The 20,077-nt window shown below is 72.7% G+C and carries 16 protein-coding genes; 8 read left to right on the top strand and 8 right to left on the bottom strand.

The genetic code is table 11. From position 1 onward, the window contains the following. Window positions 1–152: 152 nt before the first annotated feature. Together IG74_RS0122625 and IG74_RS0122620 are read left to right on the top strand one after the other, a co-directional pair. The gene (locus IG74_RS0122625; RefSeq protein ID WP_030680250.1) at window positions 153–1,532 is read left to right on the top strand and encodes a glycine--tRNA ligase; all 1,380 of its coding nucleotides are present in this window, start codon (window positions 153–155) and stop codon (window positions 1,530–1,532) included. Between the two features lie 73 nt (window positions 1,533–1,605). Next, entirely contained in the window at window positions 1,606–1,818 is a 213-nt protein-coding gene (locus tag IG74_RS0122620; RefSeq protein WP_030680247.1) for a hypothetical protein, read from the top strand. On the opposite strand, the gene IG74_RS0122615 is transcribed toward IG74_RS0122620, so the two are convergent. The 3 genes from IG74_RS0122615 to IG74_RS0122605 form a co-directional block, all read right to left on the bottom strand. Further along, window positions 1,815–3,353, bottom strand: coding sequence for a GMC family oxidoreductase (locus IG74_RS0122615; protein ID WP_030680245.1), 1,539 nt, complete (start codon window positions 3,351–3,353; stop codon window positions 1,815–1,817). The genes IG74_RS0122620 and IG74_RS0122615 overlap by 4 nt on opposite strands. Before the next feature lie 118 nt (window positions 3,354–3,471). Next, a complete protein-coding gene (locus IG74_RS0122610; RefSeq protein WP_030680242.1) occupies window positions 3,472–4,065 on the bottom strand; it encodes a TetR family transcriptional regulator in 594 nt (197 codons plus the stop codon). Window positions 4,066–4,100: 35 nt separating this feature from the next. After that, window positions 4,101–5,117, bottom strand: coding sequence for an aldo/keto reductase (locus IG74_RS0122605; RefSeq protein WP_030680240.1), 1,017 nt, complete (start codon window positions 5,115–5,117; stop codon window positions 4,101–4,103). A 243-nt stretch (window positions 5,118–5,360) separates the two neighbouring features. On the opposite strand from IG74_RS0122605, the gene IG74_RS0122600 reads away from it, so the two are divergent. Together IG74_RS0122600 and IG74_RS0122595 are read left to right on the top strand one after the other, a co-directional pair. Further along, window positions 5,361–5,705, top strand: a complete 345-nt coding sequence (locus tag IG74_RS0122600; protein ID WP_030680238.1) for a DUF6247 family protein — start codon at window positions 5,361–5,363, stop codon at window positions 5,703–5,705. Then, window positions 5,702–6,004, top strand: a complete 303-nt coding sequence (locus IG74_RS0122595) for a hypothetical protein (RefSeq protein ID WP_234334414.1) — start codon at window positions 5,702–5,704, stop codon at window positions 6,002–6,004. The genes IG74_RS0122600 and IG74_RS0122595 overlap by 4 nt, the downstream gene beginning before the upstream one ends. A 68-nt stretch (window positions 6,005–6,072) precedes the next feature. Here IG74_RS0122595 and IG74_RS0122590 read toward each other — a convergent pair whose 3' ends face one another. From IG74_RS0122590 to IG74_RS0122580, 3 genes are all read right to left on the bottom strand, one after another. Further along, complete coding sequence (locus tag IG74_RS0122590; RefSeq protein ID WP_030680224.1) at window positions 6,073–6,381, bottom strand: hypothetical protein; 309 nt, start codon at window positions 6,379–6,381, stop codon at window positions 6,073–6,075. 109 nt (window positions 6,382–6,490) lie between these two features. Next, window positions 6,491–7,948 carry an MFS transporter gene (locus IG74_RS0122585; RefSeq protein ID WP_030680221.1) on the bottom strand — a complete coding sequence of 486 codons (1,458 nt, stop codon included), beginning with the start codon at window positions 7,946–7,948 and terminating at the stop codon, window positions 6,491–6,493. A gap of 50 nt (window positions 7,949–7,998) precedes the next feature. After that, the gene (locus tag IG74_RS0122580; protein WP_107058996.1) at window positions 7,999–9,519 is read right to left on the bottom strand and encodes an MFS transporter; all 1,521 of its coding nucleotides are present in this window, start codon (window positions 9,517–9,519) and stop codon (window positions 7,999–8,001) included. A 107-nt stretch (window positions 9,520–9,626) separates the two neighbouring features. Between IG74_RS0122580 and IG74_RS0122575 the strand changes: the two genes are divergently transcribed. Together IG74_RS0122575 and dusB are read left to right on the top strand one after the other, a co-directional pair. Continuing rightward, window positions 9,627–10,511, top strand: a complete 885-nt coding sequence (locus IG74_RS0122575) for a helix-turn-helix transcriptional regulator (RefSeq protein ID WP_234334416.1) — start codon at window positions 9,627–9,629, stop codon at window positions 10,509–10,511. Window positions 10,512–10,573: 62 nt separating this feature from the next. Continuing rightward, window positions 10,574–11,755, top strand: coding sequence for a tRNA dihydrouridine synthase DusB (gene dusB, locus IG74_RS0122570; protein WP_030680211.1), 1,182 nt, complete (start codon window positions 10,574–10,576; stop codon window positions 11,753–11,755). A 170-nt stretch (window positions 11,756–11,925) separates the two neighbouring features. On the opposite strand, the gene IG74_RS0122565 is transcribed toward dusB, so the two are convergent. After that, window positions 11,926–13,944, bottom strand: a complete 2,019-nt coding sequence (locus IG74_RS0122565) for a glycogen debranching N-terminal domain-containing protein (RefSeq protein ID WP_030680207.1) — start codon at window positions 13,942–13,944, stop codon at window positions 11,926–11,928. Next, window positions 13,937–15,451 (bottom strand): MGH1-like glycoside hydrolase domain-containing protein, encoded by a 1,515-nt coding sequence (locus tag IG74_RS0122560; protein ID WP_234334413.1) that lies wholly within the window; start codon window positions 15,449–15,451, stop codon window positions 13,937–13,939. The genes IG74_RS0122565 and IG74_RS0122560 overlap by 8 nt, the downstream gene beginning before the upstream one ends. 181 nt (window positions 15,452–15,632) lie before the next feature. On the opposite strand from IG74_RS0122560, the gene IG74_RS0122555 reads away from it, so the two are divergent. Continuing rightward, complete coding sequence (locus IG74_RS0122555; protein ID WP_030680201.1) at window positions 15,633–16,883, top strand: ROK family transcriptional regulator; 1,251 nt, start codon at window positions 15,633–15,635, stop codon at window positions 16,881–16,883. A 431-nt stretch (window positions 16,884–17,314) separates the two neighbouring features. Beyond that, on the top strand, window positions 17,315–20,041 hold the full coding sequence (gene ppdK, locus IG74_RS0122550) for a pyruvate, phosphate dikinase (RefSeq protein ID WP_030680198.1): 2,727 nt from the start codon (window positions 17,315–17,317) through the stop codon (window positions 20,039–20,041). Window positions 20,042–20,077 lie beyond the last annotated feature (36 nt).

Below are 20,077 nucleotides of genomic sequence, written 5' to 3'. Positions count from 1 at the left end.
GGGAGGAGAGGGGCGGGTGGGTGGGAGGGAATCAGTCGGGGGGAGAACCGATTTGATCCGGGGGGTGCGGGCGCCGGTAACCTGAGGCATTCGCTCCTGGAGCCGCCCCGGCAGGGGCATCGCTTCGTCGTCGTCGTAATGAAGAGAGCACCGTGGCCGCCGACAAGATCGACACCATCGTCAGCCTGAGCAAGCGCCGAGGCTTCGTCTTCCCCTGCAGCGAGATCTACGGCGGCCAGCGCGCCGCCTGGGACTACGGACCGCTGGGCGTCGAGCTGAAGGAGAACATCAAGCGCCAGTGGTGGCGCTACATGGTCACCTCGCGTGAAGACGTCGTCGGCATCGACTCGTCCGTGATCCTGGCCACCGAGGTCTGGCAGGCCTCCGGCCACGTCGCCACCTTCACGGACCCGCTGACCGAGTGCACCTCCTGTCACAAGCGCTACCGCGCCGACCACCTGGAAGAGGCGTACGAGGAGAAGAAGGGCCGCGCGCCCGAGAGCCTCGCGGACATCAACTGCCCGAACTGCGGCACCAAGGGCCAGTTCACCGAGCCCAAGCAGTTCTCCGGCCTGCTGTCCACGCACCTCGGCCCGACCCAGGACTCCGGTTCGGTCGCCTATCTGCGCCCCGAGACCGCGCAGGGCATCTTCACCAACTTCTCCCAGGTGCAGACGACGTCGCGGCGCAAGCCGCCGTTCGGCATCGCCCAGATGGGCAAGTCCTTCCGCAACGAGATCACGCCCGGCAACTTCATCTTCCGCACCCGCGAGTTCGAGCAGATGGAGATGGAGTTCTTCGTCAAGCCGGGCGAGGACGAGAAGTGGCAGGAGTACTGGATGGAGCAGCGCTGGAACTGGTACACCGGTCTCGGCCTGCGCGAGGAGAACATGCGGTGGTTCGAGCACCCGAAGGAGAAGCTCTCCCACTACTCCAAGCGCACCGCTGACATCGAGTACCGCTTCCAGTTCGGCGGCAGCGAGTGGGGCGAGCTGGAAGGCGTCGCCAACCGCACCGACTACGACCTGTCCGCGCACGCCAAGGCCTCCGGCCAGGACCTGTCGTACTTCGACCAGGAAGCCGGCGAGCGCTGGACGCCGTACGTCATCGAGCCCGCCGCCGGTGTCGGCCGCACGATGCTGGCCTTCCTCCTCGACTCGTACATCGAGGACGAGGCGCCCAACGCCAAGGGCAAGCTGGAGAAGCGCACGGTCATGCGCTTCGACCCGCGCATCGCCCCGGTGAAGGCCGCGGTCCTGCCGCTGTCCCGCAACCCGGAGCTGTCCCCGAAGGCCAAGGGCCTCGCCGCCGCGCTCCGGCAGAACTGGAACATCGAGTTCGACGACGCGGGCGCCATCGGCCGCCGCTACCGCCGCCAGGACGAGATCGGCACGCCGTTCTGCGTCACCGTCGACTTCGACACCCTCGAGGACAACGCGGTGACCGTTCGCGAGCGCGACACCATGAAGCAGGAGCGTGTCTCCCTCGACCAGATCGAGGGCTACCTCGCCACGCGCCTCGTCGGCTGCTGACGCGGAGCGAACTCCGTCACCGAGCCCCCGGTTCCAGGAACGGAACCGGGGGCTCCGGTGCACACTGAGGGTCATGCAGCCGATGGCCACGAGCAAGGTCAGCAGATGGGACCAGCACGGGCGCGCGTACGTCGTACGCCTCCTGCGGGCGGGCGTACGGCGGCAGCTGGTCTGCGACACGTGCGGCTGGCGCGCGCGGGCCCGCTTCCTGCCGTGGCTCAAGGCCGAGGAGCACCTGGAGCGCATCCACCAGGCGACCGTGAACCCCGCCGCGGGCAGGCCCTAGGCGCCCGATCGCACCAGGTCCGCCGCCTTCTCGCCGATCACGAGGGCCGCCGCGTTCGTGTTCACGGAGACGATCGACGGCATCACCGACGCGTCCGCCACGCGCAGGCCGCGAAGGCCCCGCACCCGCAGCCCGGGGTCGACCACCGCGTCCGGGCCCGTGCCCATCGCGCAGCTGCCCGCCAGATGGAAGTACGGTCCTGTCGCCGCCGTCAGGAACGCGCGTGCGCGCGCCTCGCCCGGCAGCACCTCCCGCGCTCCCCAGTCGGCGAGGGGACCGGCCGCCGCCACCTCCCGCGCCACCTCGATGCCGTGCAGCATGCGCCGCACGTCGTCCTCGTCGGTCAGATAGCCCGGGTCGATCAGCGGGGGCGCATCGGGGTCCGCGGCCGCGATCCGCACCGCGCCCCGGGCGCGCGGCACCGTGGCCACGCCGAGCGTGAAGCAGTTCTCGGGCGCCGCGAGCGTCGGCGGGTGGTACGGCACGTGGACGCACAGGAGCTGCATGTCCGGGCCCGGCAGCGACGCCTCGCTGCGCCAGTGCAGCGAGGCCTCCGACAGGTTCGTCCGGCCCGCGGGGATCGGGCGGTCCACCTCGAACACCACCCCGCACAGCGGATGGTCCTGGAGGCCGCGGCCCACGCCCGGCAGCTCGTGCCGGACGTCCACGCCCGCGGCGCGCAGCTCGTCGGCGGGGCCGACGCCCGAGAGCAGCAGAAGCCGTGGCGAGTCGACGGCCCCCGCGCACACGATCACCTCGGCGCGGGCGCGCGCCGTGACCGGGACGCGCCCGCGGGTGAACTCCACGCCCGTGCACCGGTCGCCGTCACCGCTCTCGAAGAGGAGGCGGCGCGCGCGGGAGTCGGCGGACACCGTGAGGTTCGGCCGGGCGCCGTCGAGCGGCCGCAGATAGGCGTCGGCCGCGCTCTGCCGCGCCCCGTCGACGATCGTCAGGTCCGGCCAGCCGACGCCTTCCTGGGCCGCGCCGTTGAAGTCGTCGGTGCGCGCGTGGCCCGCCGCGACGGCGGCCTCGACGAACGCCGCGGACAGCGGGTTGGCGTCCGCGGGCCGCGCGGGCGCGACCCGCAGCGGCCCGGCGGCCCCGCGGTACGCCCCGTCGCCGCCGGGCACCGACTCCATCCGCTTGAAGTGGGGGAGCAGGTCGTCGTAGCCCCAGCCCGCGCAGCCCGCCGCCGCCCAGCGGTCGTAGTCCGCGCGGTGCCCGCGCAGGAACACCAGGCCGTTGATGGCGCTCGACCCGCCGAGCGCCCGCCCCCTCGGGCACGGCAGCGAGATCCCGCCGACGCCCGGCTGCGGCACGGTCCGGTAGCCGTGGTCGGCCTCGCCGCCCATGAGCGACGGCCACGCGTACGGCGTCGCGAGATCCGCCTTGGCGCGCTCGGGGCCCGCTTCGAGGAGCAGCACGGTGCGGTCCCGCTCCTCGCTGAGCCGGGCCGCGACGACGCATCCGGCGGACCCGGCCCCCACGACGACGTAGTCGTACTCCGCCGTCAACTCCCTTGCCCCTAAAGCCACTTGGCCGCTCCTGTCTGCCCGGTCGATGAGTGGGGACAGGCAATCAGGAGGGGCGGCCGTGCCGCAGCGAAACGCCGAAACTCCGGGGGGTCAAGGGGCCCCGGGGGCCCCGGGGGCTTCAGGGGCGCAGCGCGGCGAGCGTCAGCTCGACGACCGCCGCGAAGGCCTCGTCGATGCCCGGCTGGAACCACTCGCGGGAGTAGCCGGGGTCGTGGAACCGGCCGGTGGCGTCGAAGACCGCCCGGGCGGTGAGCCCCGCGTCCGCGACGGGGGACGTCAACTCGCCCTGTGCCACGCCCTCTTCGACGATCAGGCGCAGCTGTCCGACGAGCTCGGCGATGTGCTCCTCCACCACGCCGCTGTTCTCGCCGAGCAGCACCTCGTACGTCGCGAACAGCTCCGGGTCGTCGCCCGCCTTCTTGCGCTTGGCCGCGAACAGGGCCGTGAACCAGCGGCGCAGCCGCTCGTCCGCCGCCACCGACCGGTCCTCGACGACCAGCTTCAGCTCGGCCGTCGTGCGGTCGAGCCAGCGCTTGGTGACCGCCTCCCGCAGCGCCGCCTTCGTACGGAAGTGGCGGTACACGGCGGCGTGGCTGACGCCGAGCGCGCGGGCCACGTCCACCACGGTGGCCTTGGCGGCGCCGTGGCGGCGCAGCACGTCCTCGGTCGTGGCGAGGATGCGCTCGGCGGTCAGGGTCTCGGTCGTGGCCATGGTCAAGACGGTACCTGCCGCTGTCGGAGCCCCTGTCAGCGCTCGCTGTCGAGGTGTGCCATCTGCGCCTCGGGGTAGCGGTCGCCCGCGGCCGCGCCCGCGGGCACGGCCTGCTCCACGGCGGCCAGGTCCGCGGCGTCGAGCTGGACGTCCAGGGCGCCGAGCGCCTCGGTCAGGCGGTCCCGGCGGCGGGCGCCGACCAGCGGCACGACGCTCGCGCCGAACCGCGGGCCCTGCGCGAGCACCCAGGCGATCGCGATCTGCGCGACGCTCACGCCCTTCGCCTCCGCGATCTTGCGCAGGGCGTCCACCAGGTCGAGGTTGCGCTGGAGGTTCTCGCCCTGGAAGCGGGGGCTGACGCCGCGGAAGTCGTTCGCGGCGAGCTTGCGGTCGCGCTCGAAGTGCCCGGAGATCAGGCCGCGCGAGAGCACGCCGTACGCGGTCACGCCGATGCCGAGCTCGGCGGCGGTGGGCAGGATCTCGTCCTCGATGCCGCGCGAGATCAGGGAGTACTCGATCTGGAGGTCCGAGATCGACGCGACGGCGGCGGCCCTGCGCAGCGTGTCCGCGCCCACCTCGGAAAGCCCGATGTGCCGTACGTGCCCCTTCTCGACGAGCTCGGCGATGGCGCCGACGGTCTCCTCGATCGGCACGGTCTCGTCGACGCGGGCGATGCGGTACACGTCGATGTGGTCGACGCCGAGGCGCTGCAGCGAGTACGCGGCGAAGTTCTTCACCGCGGCCGGGCGGCCGTCGTACCCGGCCCAGCCGCCGTCCGGGTCCCGGAGGGCGCCGAACTTCACGCTGGTGAGCGCCTGCTCCCGGTGGGCGGCGGGCGCGGTCCGCAGGGCCTCGCCGATGAGCAGCTCGTTGTGGCCCATGGCGTAGAAGTCGCCGGTGTCGAGCAGGGTCACGCCCGCGTCGAGGGCGGCGTGGATCGTGGCGATCGACTCGCCCCGGTCCGCCTCCCCGTACAACGCGGACATGCCCATGCAGCCGAGTCCGAGAGCGGAAGAAACGGGTCCGTCAGTGCCGAGCTTCAGGGTGCGCATGAGGGCTCCTGGGGGTGTGCTGATGAGAGACCGACGCGCCGGTCCCCGACAACGGGGCGAGCGAACGCCGTGCCTCCACCATGCACCCTCCGGTTACAGATTTCAAGTTCTGAAATCTGTAACTTGTCACTCGATCTTGCCTTTCGAACGCCTGCGGCCCGGCTCCGGCATGAACCCGCACGGGGCCCGGGGGCGGCGGTAGGCTCCGAAACCGGAGAGGCGAGGGCCGACGGAGGAGACAGCATGAGCACTGCCGCTACCGACTCACCCGGCATCCCGCCCATGCCGGAGAGAACCCCCAAGGCCCTCCGCGAGGCCATCGCCCAGCACGCACCGCAGCTGCTCCCCGACTTCGACGCGCACTGGAAGCGGGCGATCGCCGACACGTACGACCTCGGGCCCGTGCCCGCGTTCATGGCCCGCTGGTGGAGCGAGTACGCCATCGCCCGCGACCCGCAGCTGGACGCCCACCTGACCGACCTCGAAGCGCGCGCCACCGAGGCCACGGATGTCGCCGAAGCCGGGAAACTCCTGGAGGAGGCGTCCAACATCCGGCACATGGCCGCCCGCACGGAGCCCGGCCAGTGAGCGACGACGGGTTCTTCGGGCCTCCCTGGCAGATGGACTGGACTCTCAAGGCGCAAGCCGCACGCGATGCCCTGCCCGAACACGTACGGAAGCTCGTCGACGCGGCCCGCGCCGAACTGGTGACGGCTAAGGACCCCTACTTCCGGGGCGTCGAAGCCGACGCTGGGCTGCCCGACACCATCCGGGTCGAGGGCCCTCGCGTCCTGTACTTCGACAACTACCGAGGCTGGCTCCGGTACGTCTTCATGCACCGCGTGGACGATCCTCAGATCGTCGTCGAAGAGATCTTCTGGCAGTGACGCGCGCCTCGGCGGCGGTAGGGCTTCCTTGGTGGGGGCTCCGGCTCTCGGCTTGAGGTGGGGGCATGTCAGTCGTGGCTGTCTTCGGCGTGAGTGGTCGCGTCTCCGTCCGGTGTCGTCGATTCGTCGGCCCCGCCGTTCAGTTCGGCGCGGAGGCGGGCCTTGGCTGCTTCCAGGCGCGGGCCGTAGTCGGGCATGAAGATCTCGGGCAGTGACGTGTTCAGCGTTCCCGAGATCGTGTAGATCGCCGACCAGACGGCTTGCTCGTGCACGATCCCTTCCAGGTCGTCGGACTTGAACATCGCGTCGTAGAGCCAGTCGGACAGCACGAAGGCTTGATCGTGCGTGAGTTTGATGGTGATCGATTCCTCTTCCATACGGCCAACTTACGTCCGGGCCTGGGGTGTTGTGGGGGCCGATGGGCAGCTCGCTGGTGGCGTGTACCGGGGTCCGGCGCGTCCGACCGGGCCCGGTGTGACGAGGCCGTCAGGCGGGCTTCGGTGCCTGCGGGGGCTCCGCTGTTTCCGGAGCTAGTCGTTCCGCCGTGCGGCGGGCCGTGGCTCGGGCCCAGGGGCCGCTCGTCAAGGCGCCCACGCAGAGGACCGTCGCGCCGCAGGCCGTGATGATCCACCAGGCCGGGCGGCTCGCGGGGGTGAAGTCGGTGGCGTAGGACGTCGTGACGCCGGAGGCCAGGACCGCGCCGATCACCGCGACGCCCAGGGTCTGGCCGATCTGGCGGCTGGTGGAGGCCACGGCGGCGGCCACGCCCGCCTGGGCGCGGGGCATGCCGGCCACGGCGGTGTTGGTGATGGGGGCGTTGACCATGCCGAAGCCGATGCCGAAGAGGACGTAGGCGAGGAGGCGGGTGCCCTCGGAATCCTCCGCCTCGAAGGCGGCGAAGAGGACTCCGGAGGCCGTCATCGTGACGCCCGCGATCAGCAGGGAGAGGCGCGGGCCCCGGCTGCCGACCAGGCGGCCCGAGAGCGGGGCGCACACCAGGGTCATCGCCGCCATGGGCAGCATCCACAGGCCCGCGTGCAGCGCGTCCAGGCCGCGTACGTCCTGGAGGTAGAGGGTGGAGAGAAACAGGAAGCCGCCGAGCGCGGCGAACGCGCTGATCGCGATGACCGTGGCCCCGCTGAACGGCGCCGAGCGGAAGAACCGCAGGTCGATGAGGGGCTCAGCGCGGCGCGGCTCGTAGCGCAGGAGGCCCGCGAGCGCCGCGGCGGCGGCGCCCGCGAAGAGCATGATCAGCGGCGAGGTCCAGCCCGCCGTGGGCGCCTCGATGATCGCGTACGTGAGGGCGCCGAGCAGCACGATCACCAGGAGCTGGCCGACCGGGTCGGGGCGGCGCGGCTTCGGCGCCCGGGACTCCGGGACGTACCGGGTGGTGAGGAACAGCGCCGCGAGACCCACCGGCAGGTTGACCCAGAAGATCGCCCGCCAGCCCACCGAGTCCACGAGCAGTCCGCCCACCAGCGGCCCCGCCGCCATGGAGATGCCGACGACGCCGCCCCACACCCCGATGGCGCGGGCCCGCTCGCGCGGCTCGGTGAAGGTGTTCGTGATGATCGACATGGCGACGGGGTTGAGCATGGAGCCGCCCACCGCCTGGATCATGCGGAAGGCGACGAGCGACTCCAGGTTCGGGGCGAGGGAGCACAGGACCGAGCCGAGCGTGAAGACGGCGAGGCCCGCCTGGAACACCCGGCGGCGGCCGACGCGGTCACCCGTCGAGCCCGCCAGCATCAGGAGCGAGGCGAGCACGAGGGTGTACGCGTCGATCGTCCACTGCATGCCCGAGATGCTGGTGTCGAACTCCCTGGCCATGCTGGGCAGGGCCACGTTCAGGACGGTGTTGTCCAGGCTCACGATGAGCAGGCTCATGCAGCAGATCGCGAGCACCAGTTGACGGCGCCGGGGGCTCAGATCGGACTCGGGCATACAGCCGACGGTATCCCCGGGGCCGGTGCCCCGCCCCGGGCGGCCGCGGCTCAGCCGAGGTCGCGCGGCAGCCGCAGGCTCAGCGCGGCGAGCCCGAGCAGGCCCGCGAGCTGCGCGCCCAGCACGATCGCGAACGCGTCACGCATGCCGAGGCCGGGTTCGAGGGCCAGGAACAGCGAGCCGAGCGTGGCGACGCCGACGGCGATGCCCGACTGCTGGACGGTCTGCCCGAGCCCGCTGCCCGCCCCGGCGCGCTCGGCGGGGATCGAGGACAGCAGGATCCGGTAGTACAGCGGCAGCTGGATGCCCTGCCCGAAGCCGCACAGGAGCAGGCCAGGGGCGAGCGTCAGCGGGGTGAGCGCGGACCACGGCGCCCACAGGAAGGTGGCGGCGAGCACGGTGAGGCCCGCGCCGTGCACCAGGGCGCACAGGGTGAGCGCGCGGGCGCCGAGCCGGTTCGTGACCCGGGGCAGCAGCATGGACGCCGTGAACTGCGCGACGCCCATGGGGATCAGGGTCAGGCCCGCCTTCAGGGCGCTGTAGCCGAGCGCCTCCTGGAGCGTCACGGCGCTGACAAACATGAAGCCGCTGAAGCCGATGAAGATCGGTACGCCGATCAGCAGGCCCCGCGCGACCCCGGGCTCGCGCAGCAGCGACAGGGGAAGCAGCGGGCTGCCGCCGGTGTCCTCCGCGCGCCGCTCCACCGCCGCGAACGCCCAGAGCAGCAGGGGCGAGGCCACGAGCGCGAGGACCGCCCACAGCGGCCAGCCCGCCGCCCGGCCCTCGGTCAGCGGAAGCAGCAGCGCCAGCAGCGCGGCGGCGAGCAGCACCGTGCCGCCGACGTCACTCCGCCCGGGCTGCCCGGCACGGCTGTCCGGCACCGACCGCAGCGCCAGCGGCCACGCGAGCGCGACGACCGGCACATTGATCAGGAACGCCATGCGCCAGCCGGTGCCCGCGATGTCCGCCGACACCAGGACCCCGCCGAGCACCTGCCCGAGCACCATCGCGAGCCCGCTGACGGCCCCGTACAGGGCGACGGCCCGCGCGCGCCGCTCACCGCGCGTCGTCGCGTGGACGGTGGCGAGCACCTGCGGCAGCAGCAGCGCAGAGGCGGCGCCCTGCGCGGCCCTGAACGCCACCAGCGACCAGGCGTCGGGGGCGACGCCGCAGGCCAGCGAGGTGATCCCGAAACCGGCGACGCCCCACAGGAACAGCCGACGGCGCCCGTACGCGTCCCCGAGCCGGCCACCGAGCACGAGCAGCACGGCGTACGCGACGGCGTACCCGGCGGCGACCATCTCCAGGGCGGACGGCGAGGCGCCCAGGTCGTGCGCGATGTCGGGCAGGGCGACGTTGACGATGAAGAAGTCGGTGCTCGGCAGGGACGTGCCGAGCAGGAGGGCGAACAGGCCCAGGGCGCTGAGGACGGGGGCCGCGACCGCGCCGGTGCCGGTACCGGTGTCGGTGTCGGTGCCGGTATCCGTGCCCGTCTTGGGCGTGGAGACCGTCGTGGGAGCCGTTGCCGCAGTCGTCGTAGGAGTCGTAGGAGGAGTCGTTGTGCGAGTCACGCATACGACGATGGGCAGTCGCCAAGACGGGTACCAGAGTGTCTTTATCCTGGTAGTAGACGCACCTGGAACCGGGTCGCGGGCTGCGCGAGGCTGGGAGCGTGACCATGACCGCAGAGCCGATGACGCCCACGGGACCCGCCACGGACGACGCCACCCGCCGCCACGAGCTCGCTGCCTTCCTGCGCAGCCGCCGCGAGCGGATCACGCCCGAGCAGGCGGGCCTGCCGCGCGGGCCCCGGCGGCGCACGCCCGGACTGCGCCGCGAGGAGGTCGCGCAGCTGTCCGCGGTGGGCGTCACCTGGTACACGTGGCTGGAGCAGGGGCGGCCCATCCGGGTCTCCGCGCAGGTCCTCGACGCCATCGCCCGCGCGCTGCTCATGGACCAGACCGAGCGCGGCCACCTCTTCACGCTCGCCGGGGCCGTCGACCCGCGCCCCGAGACCGAGTGCCCCCTGGTGACCGGCACCGCGCTGCGCCTGATGCACCGCATCGCGCCCTTCCCCGCGACCCTGCAGAACGCCCGCTACGACGTCCTCGCGCACAACCGCCCCTTCGCCCAGGTCTTCGGCGACCTGACCGAGCTGCCGCCCAGGGAGCGCAACTGCCTGTGGCTGCTCCTCACCAGCAAGCGCTGGCGCGAGACCTTCCTCGACCGGGACGAGATGCTGCGCGACCTGATCGCGAAGTTCCGCTCGGGCATGGCCGAGCACGTCGCGGAGCCCGCCTGGAAGGAGCGGCTCGACGGGCTGCTCACGGAGTCGGCGGAGTTCCGCGAGCTGTGGCGGCGGCACGAGCTCGGCACGACGTCACCGCACGTCAAACGCTATGTGCACCCCCTGGTGGGGCTGCTCAGCCTGGAGCACCGCACGATGTGGCTGGCGCCGGAGTCGCAGGCCTACCGCCTCGTCGCGTACGTGCCCGCCGACGAGGGGACCGAGGAGCGCCTGGAGCGCCTCGCGGAGCTGGGGGACGGGCCGGGCGCGGGCTGAGGGACAATGGATGCTTGCCCGCTCCTCATCGTGAGTCCCGTACGTTCCCGGAGAGCCGCCCGATGTCCCAGCCGCAGCCGCAGCCCGCAGCGCCGACGCTGTCGATCGGTCCCCACCTGGTGCAGCCGCCCGTCGTGCTCGCGCCCATGGCGGGGATCACGAACGCGCCGTTCCGGACGCTCTGCCGGGAGTTCAGCGGCGGCAAGGGCCTCTTCGTCAGCGAGATGATCACGACGCGCGCGCTCGTCGAGCGCAACGAGAAGACCATGCAGCTGATCCACTTCGACGCGAGCGAGAAGCCGCGCTCGATCCAGCTGTACGGCGTCGACCCGGCCACCGTCGGCAAGGCCGTCCGCATGATCGCGGAAGAGGACCTCGCCGACCACATCGACCTGAACTTCGGCTGCCCGGTCCCCAAGGTCACGCGCAAGGGCGGCGGCTCCGCGCTTCCGTACAAGCGCAATCTGCTGCGGGCGATCCTGAAGGAGGCCGTGAGCGGGGCGGGCGACCTGCCGGTCACGATGAAGATGCGCAAGGGCATCGACGACGACCACATCACGTACCTGGACGCCGGGCGCATCGCCGTCGAGGAGGGCGTCACCGCGATCGCCCTGCACGGGCGGACGGCCGCGCAGCACTACGGCGGCACCGCGGACTGGTCCGCGATCGCCCGCCTCAAGGAGCACGTCCCGGAGATCCCCGTCCTCGGCAACGGCGACATCTGGTCCGCGTCGGACGCCGTGCGGATGATGCGCGAGACCGGGTGCGACGGGGTCGTCGTCGGGCGCGGCTGCCTCGGGCGGCCGTGGCTGTTCGGCGACCTGGTGGCCGCGTTCGAGGGCCGTACGGATGCCCGTGCCGGAGGCACTGATGGATGGGGTGCCCGGCCCGTGCTGCGGACCGTCGCCGACGTCATGGTCCGGCACGCGGCGCTCCTCGGCGAGTGGATCGGGGACGAGTCGCGGGGCGTCATCGACTTCCGCAAGCACGTGGCCTGGTACCTGAAGGGGTTCTCGGTCGGCTCCGAGATGCGCAAGCGCCTCGCGATCACGTCGTCCCTGGCGGAGCTGCGGGCCGGGCTCGACGAGCTGGACCTCGACCAGGGGTGGCCCGACGGGGCGGACGGGCCGCGCGGGCGCACCTCCGGCAACAACCGGGTGGTCCTGCCGGACGGGTGGCTCCGCGACCCGTACGACTGCGCGGGCGTCTCGGAGGAAGCGGAACTCGACACCTCGGGCGGCTGACGGCCTCCGGCTTCCTGCCGCCCTCCCGCCCCTGCCTCCTTCCGGCTGCCCGCCTTCCCGCCGCCCTGTGCCCGCCCGTTCCGCCCCCTGGGCGGACCAGCCGCCCACAGGGTGGGAAGCGGACCAGAGTCGCCCACAGGGTGGGGAGGGGGGAAGGCGGGCGGCGGGGACTAGCCGCCCGTGACCGCCGTCAAGAGGGCCAGCGGGGCCGCCGCCGAGCGGGATTCCTGGATGCAGGCGTGGGGGTAGGGGACCGGCTCGGGGTAGGCGGCGCGTTCGTAGCCGGCCAGGACCTCGGGCAGCCGCCCCCCACCCGTGGCCGCCGCGTCCACCAGGGCGTGCGCCACGATCCGGGCCTCGTCGTGGAGCCCGTAGCGGGAGAGCCCGAGCGTGATGAGCGCGTTGTCGTGGGGCCACACCGAGCCCCGGTGGTAGGAGAGCGGGTGGTAGGCGCCCTGCCCTGCGGCCAGCGTGCGCACGCCCCAGCCGGAGAAGAAGTCGGGTTCGAGGAGGCGCCGCCCCACCGCCTCGCCGTACTCCTTGTCGAGGAGCCCGGACCACAGCAGGTGCCCCGCGTCGGAGGCGAGTGCGTCCACCTGCCGCCCCGCCCCGTCGAGGGCGAGCGCGGGGAAGCCGCGCCCGGCCATCCAGAAGTCCCGCTGGAAGCGGTCCCGCAGGTCGGCCGCGGCCTGGGTGAGCAGGTCCGCGTAGACGGGGTCGTCCCAGACGGTCCTGGCGAGCCACGCCGTGCGCCGCAGCGCGTCGTACGCGTAGCCCTGGGCCCCCGCGGCCATGACGGGCCCGGTCGGCCGGTCCCCGTCGGCGCCGCAGATCGCGCCGGGGGAGTCCTTCCAGTTCTGGTTGGCGAGCCCGCCCTCGTCGGCGCGGTAGACGAGGTAGCCGCGCGCGGTGAGCCCGCCGTGGTCGAGCATCCAGCCGACGGCGGCGCGCGCGTGCGCCGCCAGACGGCGGGCCAGGGCGGTGTCACCGGTCTGCTCGGTGTACGCGCCGAGCAGCACGAGGAAGAGCGGCGTCGCGTCCACGGAGCCGTAGTAGCGCGCGTACGGGACCTGGTCGAAGTGCGCGAGCTCGCCGTGCCGCACCTCGTGCACGATCTTGCCGGGCTGCGCGACCCGCCCGTCGGTGGCCTCCGTGGCCTGGGTCGCGGCGAGCGCGGGCAGCGTCGCGGCGGCCAGACGCGGCAGGTACGGCAGCGCGAAGAGCGAGGTCAGGAGCGCGTCGCGGCCGAGCAGGGTGAGGAACCAGGGGACCCCGGCGCCGGGCACCCGCAGCTCCTCGCCGTCGGGGCCGCGCGCGGGCACCTGGAGCGCGGCGAGGTCGCGGAGCCCGCGCGTGCACGCCGATGCCAGCTCGGGCCAGGCGGGCGGCAGCGGCACGTCGGCGGTGAACTCCCGCTGGACCGCGGCGAGTTGCGCGATGGCGGCGCTCGGTGACGCGGGCGCGGGCGGCAGCGGCGGCGCGCCGTGCGGCGCCGCGGCGACGGTCAGGGTCAGGTCGGCGGAGGCGTGCGCGGCCAGTTCGAGCGCCCAGACGAGCCGCCGCGCCCCGGTGCCCGTCTCCTCGACGGCGTCGGGCGCGGGCTCGGCGGTGACGGTGGTGCGGGCCAGCCAGTCCCCGCGGCGGTAGGCGAACTCGATGCCGCCGGGCCCCCGTTCGTCCTCGCCGCCCGGTGGTTCCAGGACCCGCCGGGACCTGACCGCGCCCGGCTTCGCGTACGTACGGTGGTCCGCGCGCAGCTCGAACTGGTCGGTGAAGTCGGCGTCCGCGGTCAGGGCGAGCCGCAGCGTCGTCGGCACCGGGCGGTTGCTGGTGATCCGCACCGCCTCGACCAGGGCGCCGTCGGTGACGGCCTGTTCGCGGAAGAGCGTGTACGCGGGCGGCTCCTGACGGCCGCCGCGCGGCACGAGCACGCAGCGCGTCACGTCCGCGCCCACGCCGCCCTGCCCGTCAGTGTGAGAAGGCCCGCCGTGCCCGCCCCCTGCGGGGCTCAGGACCTCGGGGACGGCGCCGTCCACGGTCAGCTGCCAGCGGCTCAGGTGCCGCGCGTCGCGCACGAAGAGACCGTCGGGGGAGCCGCCGCCCGGGACGCCGCGGATGTCGCCGCCCGGACCCACGGCCGCGAACGTCGTACCGCGTACGAGCAGGTGGTGCTGGTGCCGGTCAGTCATGTCGAGCCCTCTCGCTCCTGCCAGGCCCCGCTGTGTGGTGTGCCGGCGCGTGGTCCGCGTCCAGATGCAGATCGAGTGCCAGTGCCGCGCTCCAGCTGAAGCCGCGGGTGCCGCAGCCGTGCCCCGTGTACGGATCCACGTACTCGGAGAAGCCGGAGTCCCGCGCCACGTCGAGCAGCGCCGTGCGCAGGGCGTCGGCCCGCGCCCGCTCGCCGTGCAGCCGCAGGCCGCGCTCGAACAGCCAGTTGGTGTTGATCCAGGCGGGTCCCCGCCAGTACCGGCGGGCGTCGAAGGCCGGGCTCAGCAGGTCGTGGCTGGGGACGAGCCGGGCCCGGCCGCCGAGTTCGAAGTGCGGGCCGCAGGCGGTGCGCACCAGGGCGGCGACGACGTCCCCCGGCAGCTCCGGCAGCAGCAGCGGGACGAGACCGGTGACGCCTTGCTCGGCCACGAGCTCGCCGTCGGCGGGCCCGGCCCGCAGGTCGCGGCACCGGAAGATCCCGGACGCCGGGTCCCACAGCCGCTCCACCAGGGCCCGGGTGAGCCGCTCCGCGCGCTCGTGCCGGGCGGTCGCGGAGACGCCGAGTTCGCCGGTGATGCGGGCGAGGGCGTGCTCGGACGCGATCAGGAGGGCGTTGAAGGCCGGGTCCTCGACGGCGAAGTCGCCCTGCCGCTCGTGGGGTCGGGGGTCGGCGGCGCCGTACCCCCGGTCGCGGTAGTCCGTCGCGAGCCGGACGTACCGGCCGTAGTCGAGGTCCGTCGGCCGGTCGCGTGGGCTGCCGTGGTCCAGGTCGGCGCGGCGGAAGGTGCGCGGAAGCGCGGGCGGGACGCGGCTCAGCGGGCCGTCCCAGCAGGGGCTGTTGTCCATGCCCTGCTCCCAGGGGTGGACGACCGCGGCGAGCCCCGCGCCGCCGAGGTCGCGCCGGTGCAGCAGATAGCGGTGCCAGGCCGCGAGGCGCGGCTGGAGGCGGGCGAGGAAGGAGCGGGCCCGGGACAGGCCGGGGTCGGCGAGGTGCACCAGCCAGGCGGCGAGGGCGTGCACCGGCGGCTGCACGATGCCGGAGGTCTGCACGCCGCAGGGCGCGCCCGCCGCGCGCCCTGCGGTGGCGGAGCGCCAGAAGTCCGGGCTGGGGAAGTAGGCGTCCAGCGGCACGGCGGGGTTGAACACGATGTGCGGGACGCGGCCGTCGGCCCACTGCGCGCGCAGCAGCGTCTCCAGCTCCAACTGCGCGCGCAGCGGCGACAGATGGCGCAGGCCGATCGCGATGAACGCGGAGTCCCAGGACCACTGGTGGGGGTAGAGCTCGCGAGACGGGACGGTCGAGGCGCCGGTCCAGTTGCCGTGCAGGACCCGGGCGGCGGCGGTGCGTAAGGGGTCGGGATCGCCCCTGGCGCCCGCGTCGGCTGTGGTCTTCGGCGCCCTCGCGCCGGTCGTCGCCCCGTCGGCCCGGCCTGCGGCCGCCGGGGTGCTCCGCGCCGTCACCGCGGCGCCCGTGGTGGTGCGGTCCACGCGTCTCTCCCTCAGCCCGGAGTCGGCGTACGCCGTGCCCGCAGGCTGTCAGTTCGGCTGTTTCCACCCTAGGGTTACGTCTACTTAACACGCAAAACCCAATATGTAACGTCGAGTTGACGCGCGCAAGGGGCGCTTTGGGTAAGCAGGAAGCAGCAGACGACGGGAACGGTGCGTGGCCATGAGGAACGGGATCTCGGTGCGCGGGACCACCCAGGCGAGCGCGGGTGACCTGCTGCACCTCGTACGCAGCGGCCGCGCCACCACGCGCGGCGCCCTCCAGCAGGTCACGGGCCTGTCCAGGGCCACGGTCGGCCAGCGCCTCGACCGCCTCTTCCGCGCGGGCTGGCTGCGCGAGGGCACGGCCGCCCCGGCGGGCTCCCCGCTCGGCGGCCGCCCCGCCGCCCGACTGGAGTTCGACGACGGGCACGCCGTGGTCCTCGCCGCGGGCCTGGAGACCCGGCACGCCCGCACGGCCCTGCTCACCCTCACCGGGGACGTCCTCGCCGAGCACACCGGACCCCTGCGGGTGGACGAGGGCCCGGAGCGGGTCCTGGACGAACTGGGCGTCCGGTTCGCGGCGCTGCTGCGCGAGGGCGGCCGCGCCGCGCGCTCGGTCTGCGGCATCGGCCTCGCCGTGCCGGGCCCGGTCGACAGCGAGACGGGCCGGGTGGTGCAGCCGCCGATCATGCCGGGCTGGGACGGCTACGCCATAAGAGCCCGGCTGAGCCGCTCCTTCGCCGCGCGCACGGGCGGCTCCGCCCGCGTCCCGGTCCTCGTCGACAACGACGCCAACCTCATGGCGTACGGGGAGCAGCGCGCCGCCTACCCCGACTGCTCGGCCTTCGCCCTGGTCAAGGTCTCCACCGGGATCGGCGCGGGCGTCGTCGTGGACGGCTCCGTGTACCGGGGCGTGGACGGCGGCGCGGGCGACATCGGGCACATACGGGTGCCGTGGGTGCCCGGGAGCGAGTCCGCCCTGTGCCGGTGCGGTTCGTACGGCTGTCTGGCCGCGGTGGCCAGCGGGCGCGCGCTCGCCGGGCGGCTCGCGGCGGCGGGCGTGCCCGCGCCCTCCGGCGCGGACGTGACCTCGGGCTCCGACGTGGCGGAGCTGCTCGCGGCGGGGCACCCGGAGGCGGTGCGGCTCGCGCGCGAGGCGGGGCAGCGGGTCGGCGAGGTGCTCGCCACGGTCGTGACGCTCCTCAATCCGGGCGTCCTGATGATCGCGGGAGATCTGGCCGGAACGCCCTTCCTGACAGGGGTGCGGGAACTGCTCTACCAGCGGGCCCTGCCGCGCTCCACGGCCCATCTGGAGATCGTCACCTCGCGGCTCGGCGAGCGGGCGGCCGTGACCGGGGCGGGGGCCCTGGTGGTGGAGCACCTCTACGCGCCGCAGCGGGCGGAGGAGCGGCTCGCGGCCCTCGGCTTCTGAGCCGGGCACGGGGTGCCCCCGGCCTCCTTCGGTGGGCTCTCGGGTGAGCTGGGGGCCGCTCAGATGCCGAGACTTTGCCCTTTCGAGGCGTGATTCTCGCCACCCCTGATAACCCCTACGCTCAGATGAGCGGATCTTGCCCCGCTGCACCTTTCCAAGGGGTGGCACTGAGTGCCACGCGTTGACAATTCAAACGATCGATCAAATTGCCACGCTGGGTAACTTGAGGCGGGGCTTGAGTCACTCCATGCAGTCATGCATTCAAGAGGTGAACTCACTCCGGTCAAGATCATTACTCGCGCGTTACTTTCGATCTGCTGGCACACGGGTGGTTGCGACCGCATGACGCACAAGTGGACGTACCCAGACGCCTTCGATCTGGGTATGTTCCTCGCCGTCAGGGCAGCCGCGTCCTCGAGGAGTCGAGACCCGTGTCGGAAAACAAAGATCCCCACGTAGCTCAGGGCGTGAAGTTCGTTTACGACTTCACCGAGGGCAACAAGGACCTCAAGGACCTCCTCGGTGGCAAGGGTGCGAACCTCGCCGAGATGACCAACCTGGGCCTTCCCGTCCCTCCGGGCTTCACCATCACCACCGAGGCCTGCAAGGTCTACCTCGACAGCGGCGAGGAGCCCGTGGCGCTGCGCGACGAGGTCAGCGCGCACCTCGACGCCCTGGAGAAGAAGATGGGCAAGCAGCTCGGCCAGGCCGACGACCCGCTGCTCGTCTCGGTCCGCTCGGGCGCCAAGTTCTCCATGCCCGGCATGATGGACACGGTCCTCAACATCGGGCTCTCCGACAAGTCCGTGCAGGGTCTCGCCAAGCAGGCGGGCGACGAGCGGTTCGCCTGGGACTCCTACCGGCGGCTCATCCAGATGTTCGGCAAGACCGTCCTCGGCGTCGACGGCGAGCTCTTCGAGGACGCCCTGGAGAAGGCCAAGGAGGCCAAGAAGGTCACGGTCGACACCGACCTGGAGGCGGCCGACCTCAAGAAGCTCGTCACCAAGTTCAAGAAGCTCGTCAAGACCGAGGCGGGCCGCGACTTCCCGCAGGACCCGCGCGAGCAGATGGACCTCGCCATCAAGGCGGTCTTCGACTCCTGGAACGGCGACCGGGCCAAGCTCTACCGCCGCCAGGAGCGCATCCCGCACGACCTGGGCACCGCCGTCAACGTCTGCTCCATGGTCTTCGGCAACCTCGGCCCCGACTCGGGCACGGGCGTGGCCTTCACCCGCGACCCCGCGAGCGGCCACCAGGGCGTCTACGGCGACTACCTCCAGAACGCGCAGGGCGAGGACGTCGTCGCGGGCATCCGCAACACCGTCCCGCTCGCCGATCTGGAGCAGATCGACAAGAAGTCGTACGACCAGCTCATGCAGATCATGGAGACCTTGGAGACCCACTACAAGGACCTCTGCGACATCGAGTTCACCATCGAGCGCGGGCAGCTGTGGATGCTCCAGACCCGCGTCGGCAAGCGCACCGCGGGCGCGGCCTTCCGCATCGCCACCCAGCTCGTCGACCAGGGCCTGATCAGCGAGGCCGAGGCGCTCCAGCGCGTCACCGGCGCGCAGCTCGCGCAGCTGATGTTCCCGCGCTTCGACGACGAGGCCAAGGTCGAGCAGCTCGGCCGGGGCATCGCCGCGTCGCCCGGCGCCGCCGTCGGCAAGGCCGTCTTCGACTCCTACACCGCCATCAAGTGGTCGCGCTCCGGCGAGAAGGTCATCCTGATCCGCCGCGAGACCAACCCCGACGACCTGGACGGCATGATCGCCGCCGAGGGCATCCTGACCTCGCGCGGCGGCAAGACCTCGCACGCGGCCGTCGTCGCGCGCGGCATGGGCAAGACCTGTGTCTGCGGCGCCGAGGACCTGGAGGTCGACACCAAGCGCCGCCGCCTCACCGTCGGCGACACCGTCGTCGAGGAGGGTGACGTCGTCTCCATCGACGGCTCCACCGGCAAGGTCTACCTGGGCGAGGTCCCGGTCGTACCGTCCCCGGTCGTCGAGTACTTCGAGGGCCGCATGCACGCCGGCGCCGACGACGCCGACGAGCTGGTCCAGGCCGTGCACCGCATCATGGCCTTCGCCGACGGCAAGCGGCGCCTGCGGGTGCGCGCCAACGCCGACAACGCCGAGGACGCGCTGCGCGCCCGCCGCTTTGGCGCGCAGGGCATCGGCCTGTGCCGCACCGAGCACATGTTCCTCGGCGAGCGCCGCGAGATGGTCGAGAAGCTGATCCTCGCCGACACCGACGGGGAGCGCGAGGAGGCACTGAAGGCCCTGCTCCCGCAGCAGAAGCAGGACTTCGTCGAGCTCTTCGAGGCGATGGACGGCCTGCCGGTCACGGTCCGCCTGCTCGACCCGCCGCTGCACGAGTTCCTGCCCGACATCACCGAGCTCTCGGTCCGCGTCGCGCTCGCCGAGTCCCGCAAGGACGCCAACGAGAACGACCTGCGGCTGCTCCAGGCCGTGCACCGGCTGCACGAGCAGAACCCGATGCTGGGCCTGCGCGGCGTCCGCCTCGGCCTGGTCATCCCCGGCCTGTTCACCATGCAGGTCCGCGCGATCGCCGAGGCCGCCGCCGAGCGCAAGAACGCCAAGGGCGACCCGCGCGTCGAGATCATGATCCCGCTGGTAGGCACCGTCCAGGAGCTGGAGATCGTCCGCGAGGACGCCGAGAAGGTCATCACCGAGGTCGAGGCCGCCACCGGAGTCCACCTCAAGCTGGCGCTCGGCACGATGATCGAGCTGCCCCGCGCCGCCGTGACGGCCGGTCAGATCGCCGAGGCCGCGGAGTTCTTCTCCTTCGGTACGAACGACCTCACCCAGACGGTGTGGGGCTTCAGCCGCGACGACGTGGAGGCCTCGTTCTTCACCGCGTACCTGGAGAAGGGCATCTTCGGCGTCAGCCCCTTCGAGACCATCGACAAGGACGGCGTCGGCGCCCTGGTGCGCAGCGCCGTCGAGGCGGGCCGGGCCACGCGCCCCGACATCAAGCTCGGCGTCTGCGGCGAGCACGGCGGCGACCCGGAGTCGGTGCACTTCTTCCACGAGGTGGGCCTCGACTACGTCTCCTGCTCGCCCTTCCGCATCCCGGTCGCACGCCTCGAAGCGGGCCGCGCCGCTTCCCAGGCCCAGGGCAGCGACCACCGGTAGAGCCCCGGGTCCGCCGCCGTGTCCCCGACCCTCAAC

Origin of the sequence: Streptomyces sp. NRRL B-1347 (assembly GCF_000720325.1) — a bacterium.
Taxonomy (GTDB): domain Bacteria; phylum Actinomycetota; class Actinomycetes; order Streptomycetales; family Streptomycetaceae; genus Streptomyces.
The sequence above is the reverse complement of the archived record's forward strand: the minus strand, read 5'-3'. Positions and strand labels throughout refer to the sequence as shown.

Coding starts and splice junctions, on each gene's coding strand:
- IG74_RS0122620 (WP_030680247.1), top strand. CDS start 1,606: ATGCAGCCGATGGCCACGAGCAAGGTCAGCAGATGGGACCAGCACGGG.
- IG74_RS0122610 (WP_030680242.1), bottom strand. CDS start 4,065: ATGGCCACGACCGAGACCCTGACCGCCGAGCGCATCCTCGCCACGACC.
- IG74_RS0122605 (WP_030680240.1), bottom strand. CDS start 5,117: ATGCGCACCCTGAAGCTCGGCACTGACGGACCCGTTTCTTCCGCTCTC.
- IG74_RS0122600 (WP_030680238.1), top strand. CDS start 5,361: ATGAGCACTGCCGCTACCGACTCACCCGGCATCCCGCCCATGCCGGAG.
- IG74_RS0122590 (WP_030680224.1), bottom strand. CDS start 6,381: ATGGAAGAGGAATCGATCACCATCAAACTCACGCACGATCAAGCCTTC.
- IG74_RS0122585 (WP_030680221.1), bottom strand. CDS start 7,948: ATGCCCGAGTCCGATCTGAGCCCCCGGCGCCGTCAACTGGTGCTCGCG.
- IG74_RS0122575 (WP_234334416.1), top strand. CDS start 9,627: ATGACCGCAGAGCCGATGACGCCCACGGGACCCGCCACGGACGACGCC.
- dusB (WP_030680211.1), top strand. CDS start 10,574: ATGTCCCAGCCGCAGCCGCAGCCCGCAGCGCCGACGCTGTCGATCGGT.
- IG74_RS0122565 (WP_030680207.1), bottom strand. CDS start 13,944: ATGACTGACCGGCACCAGCACCACCTGCTCGTACGCGGTACGACGTTC.
- IG74_RS0122555 (WP_030680201.1), top strand. CDS start 15,633: ATGAGGAACGGGATCTCGGTGCGCGGGACCACCCAGGCGAGCGCGGGT.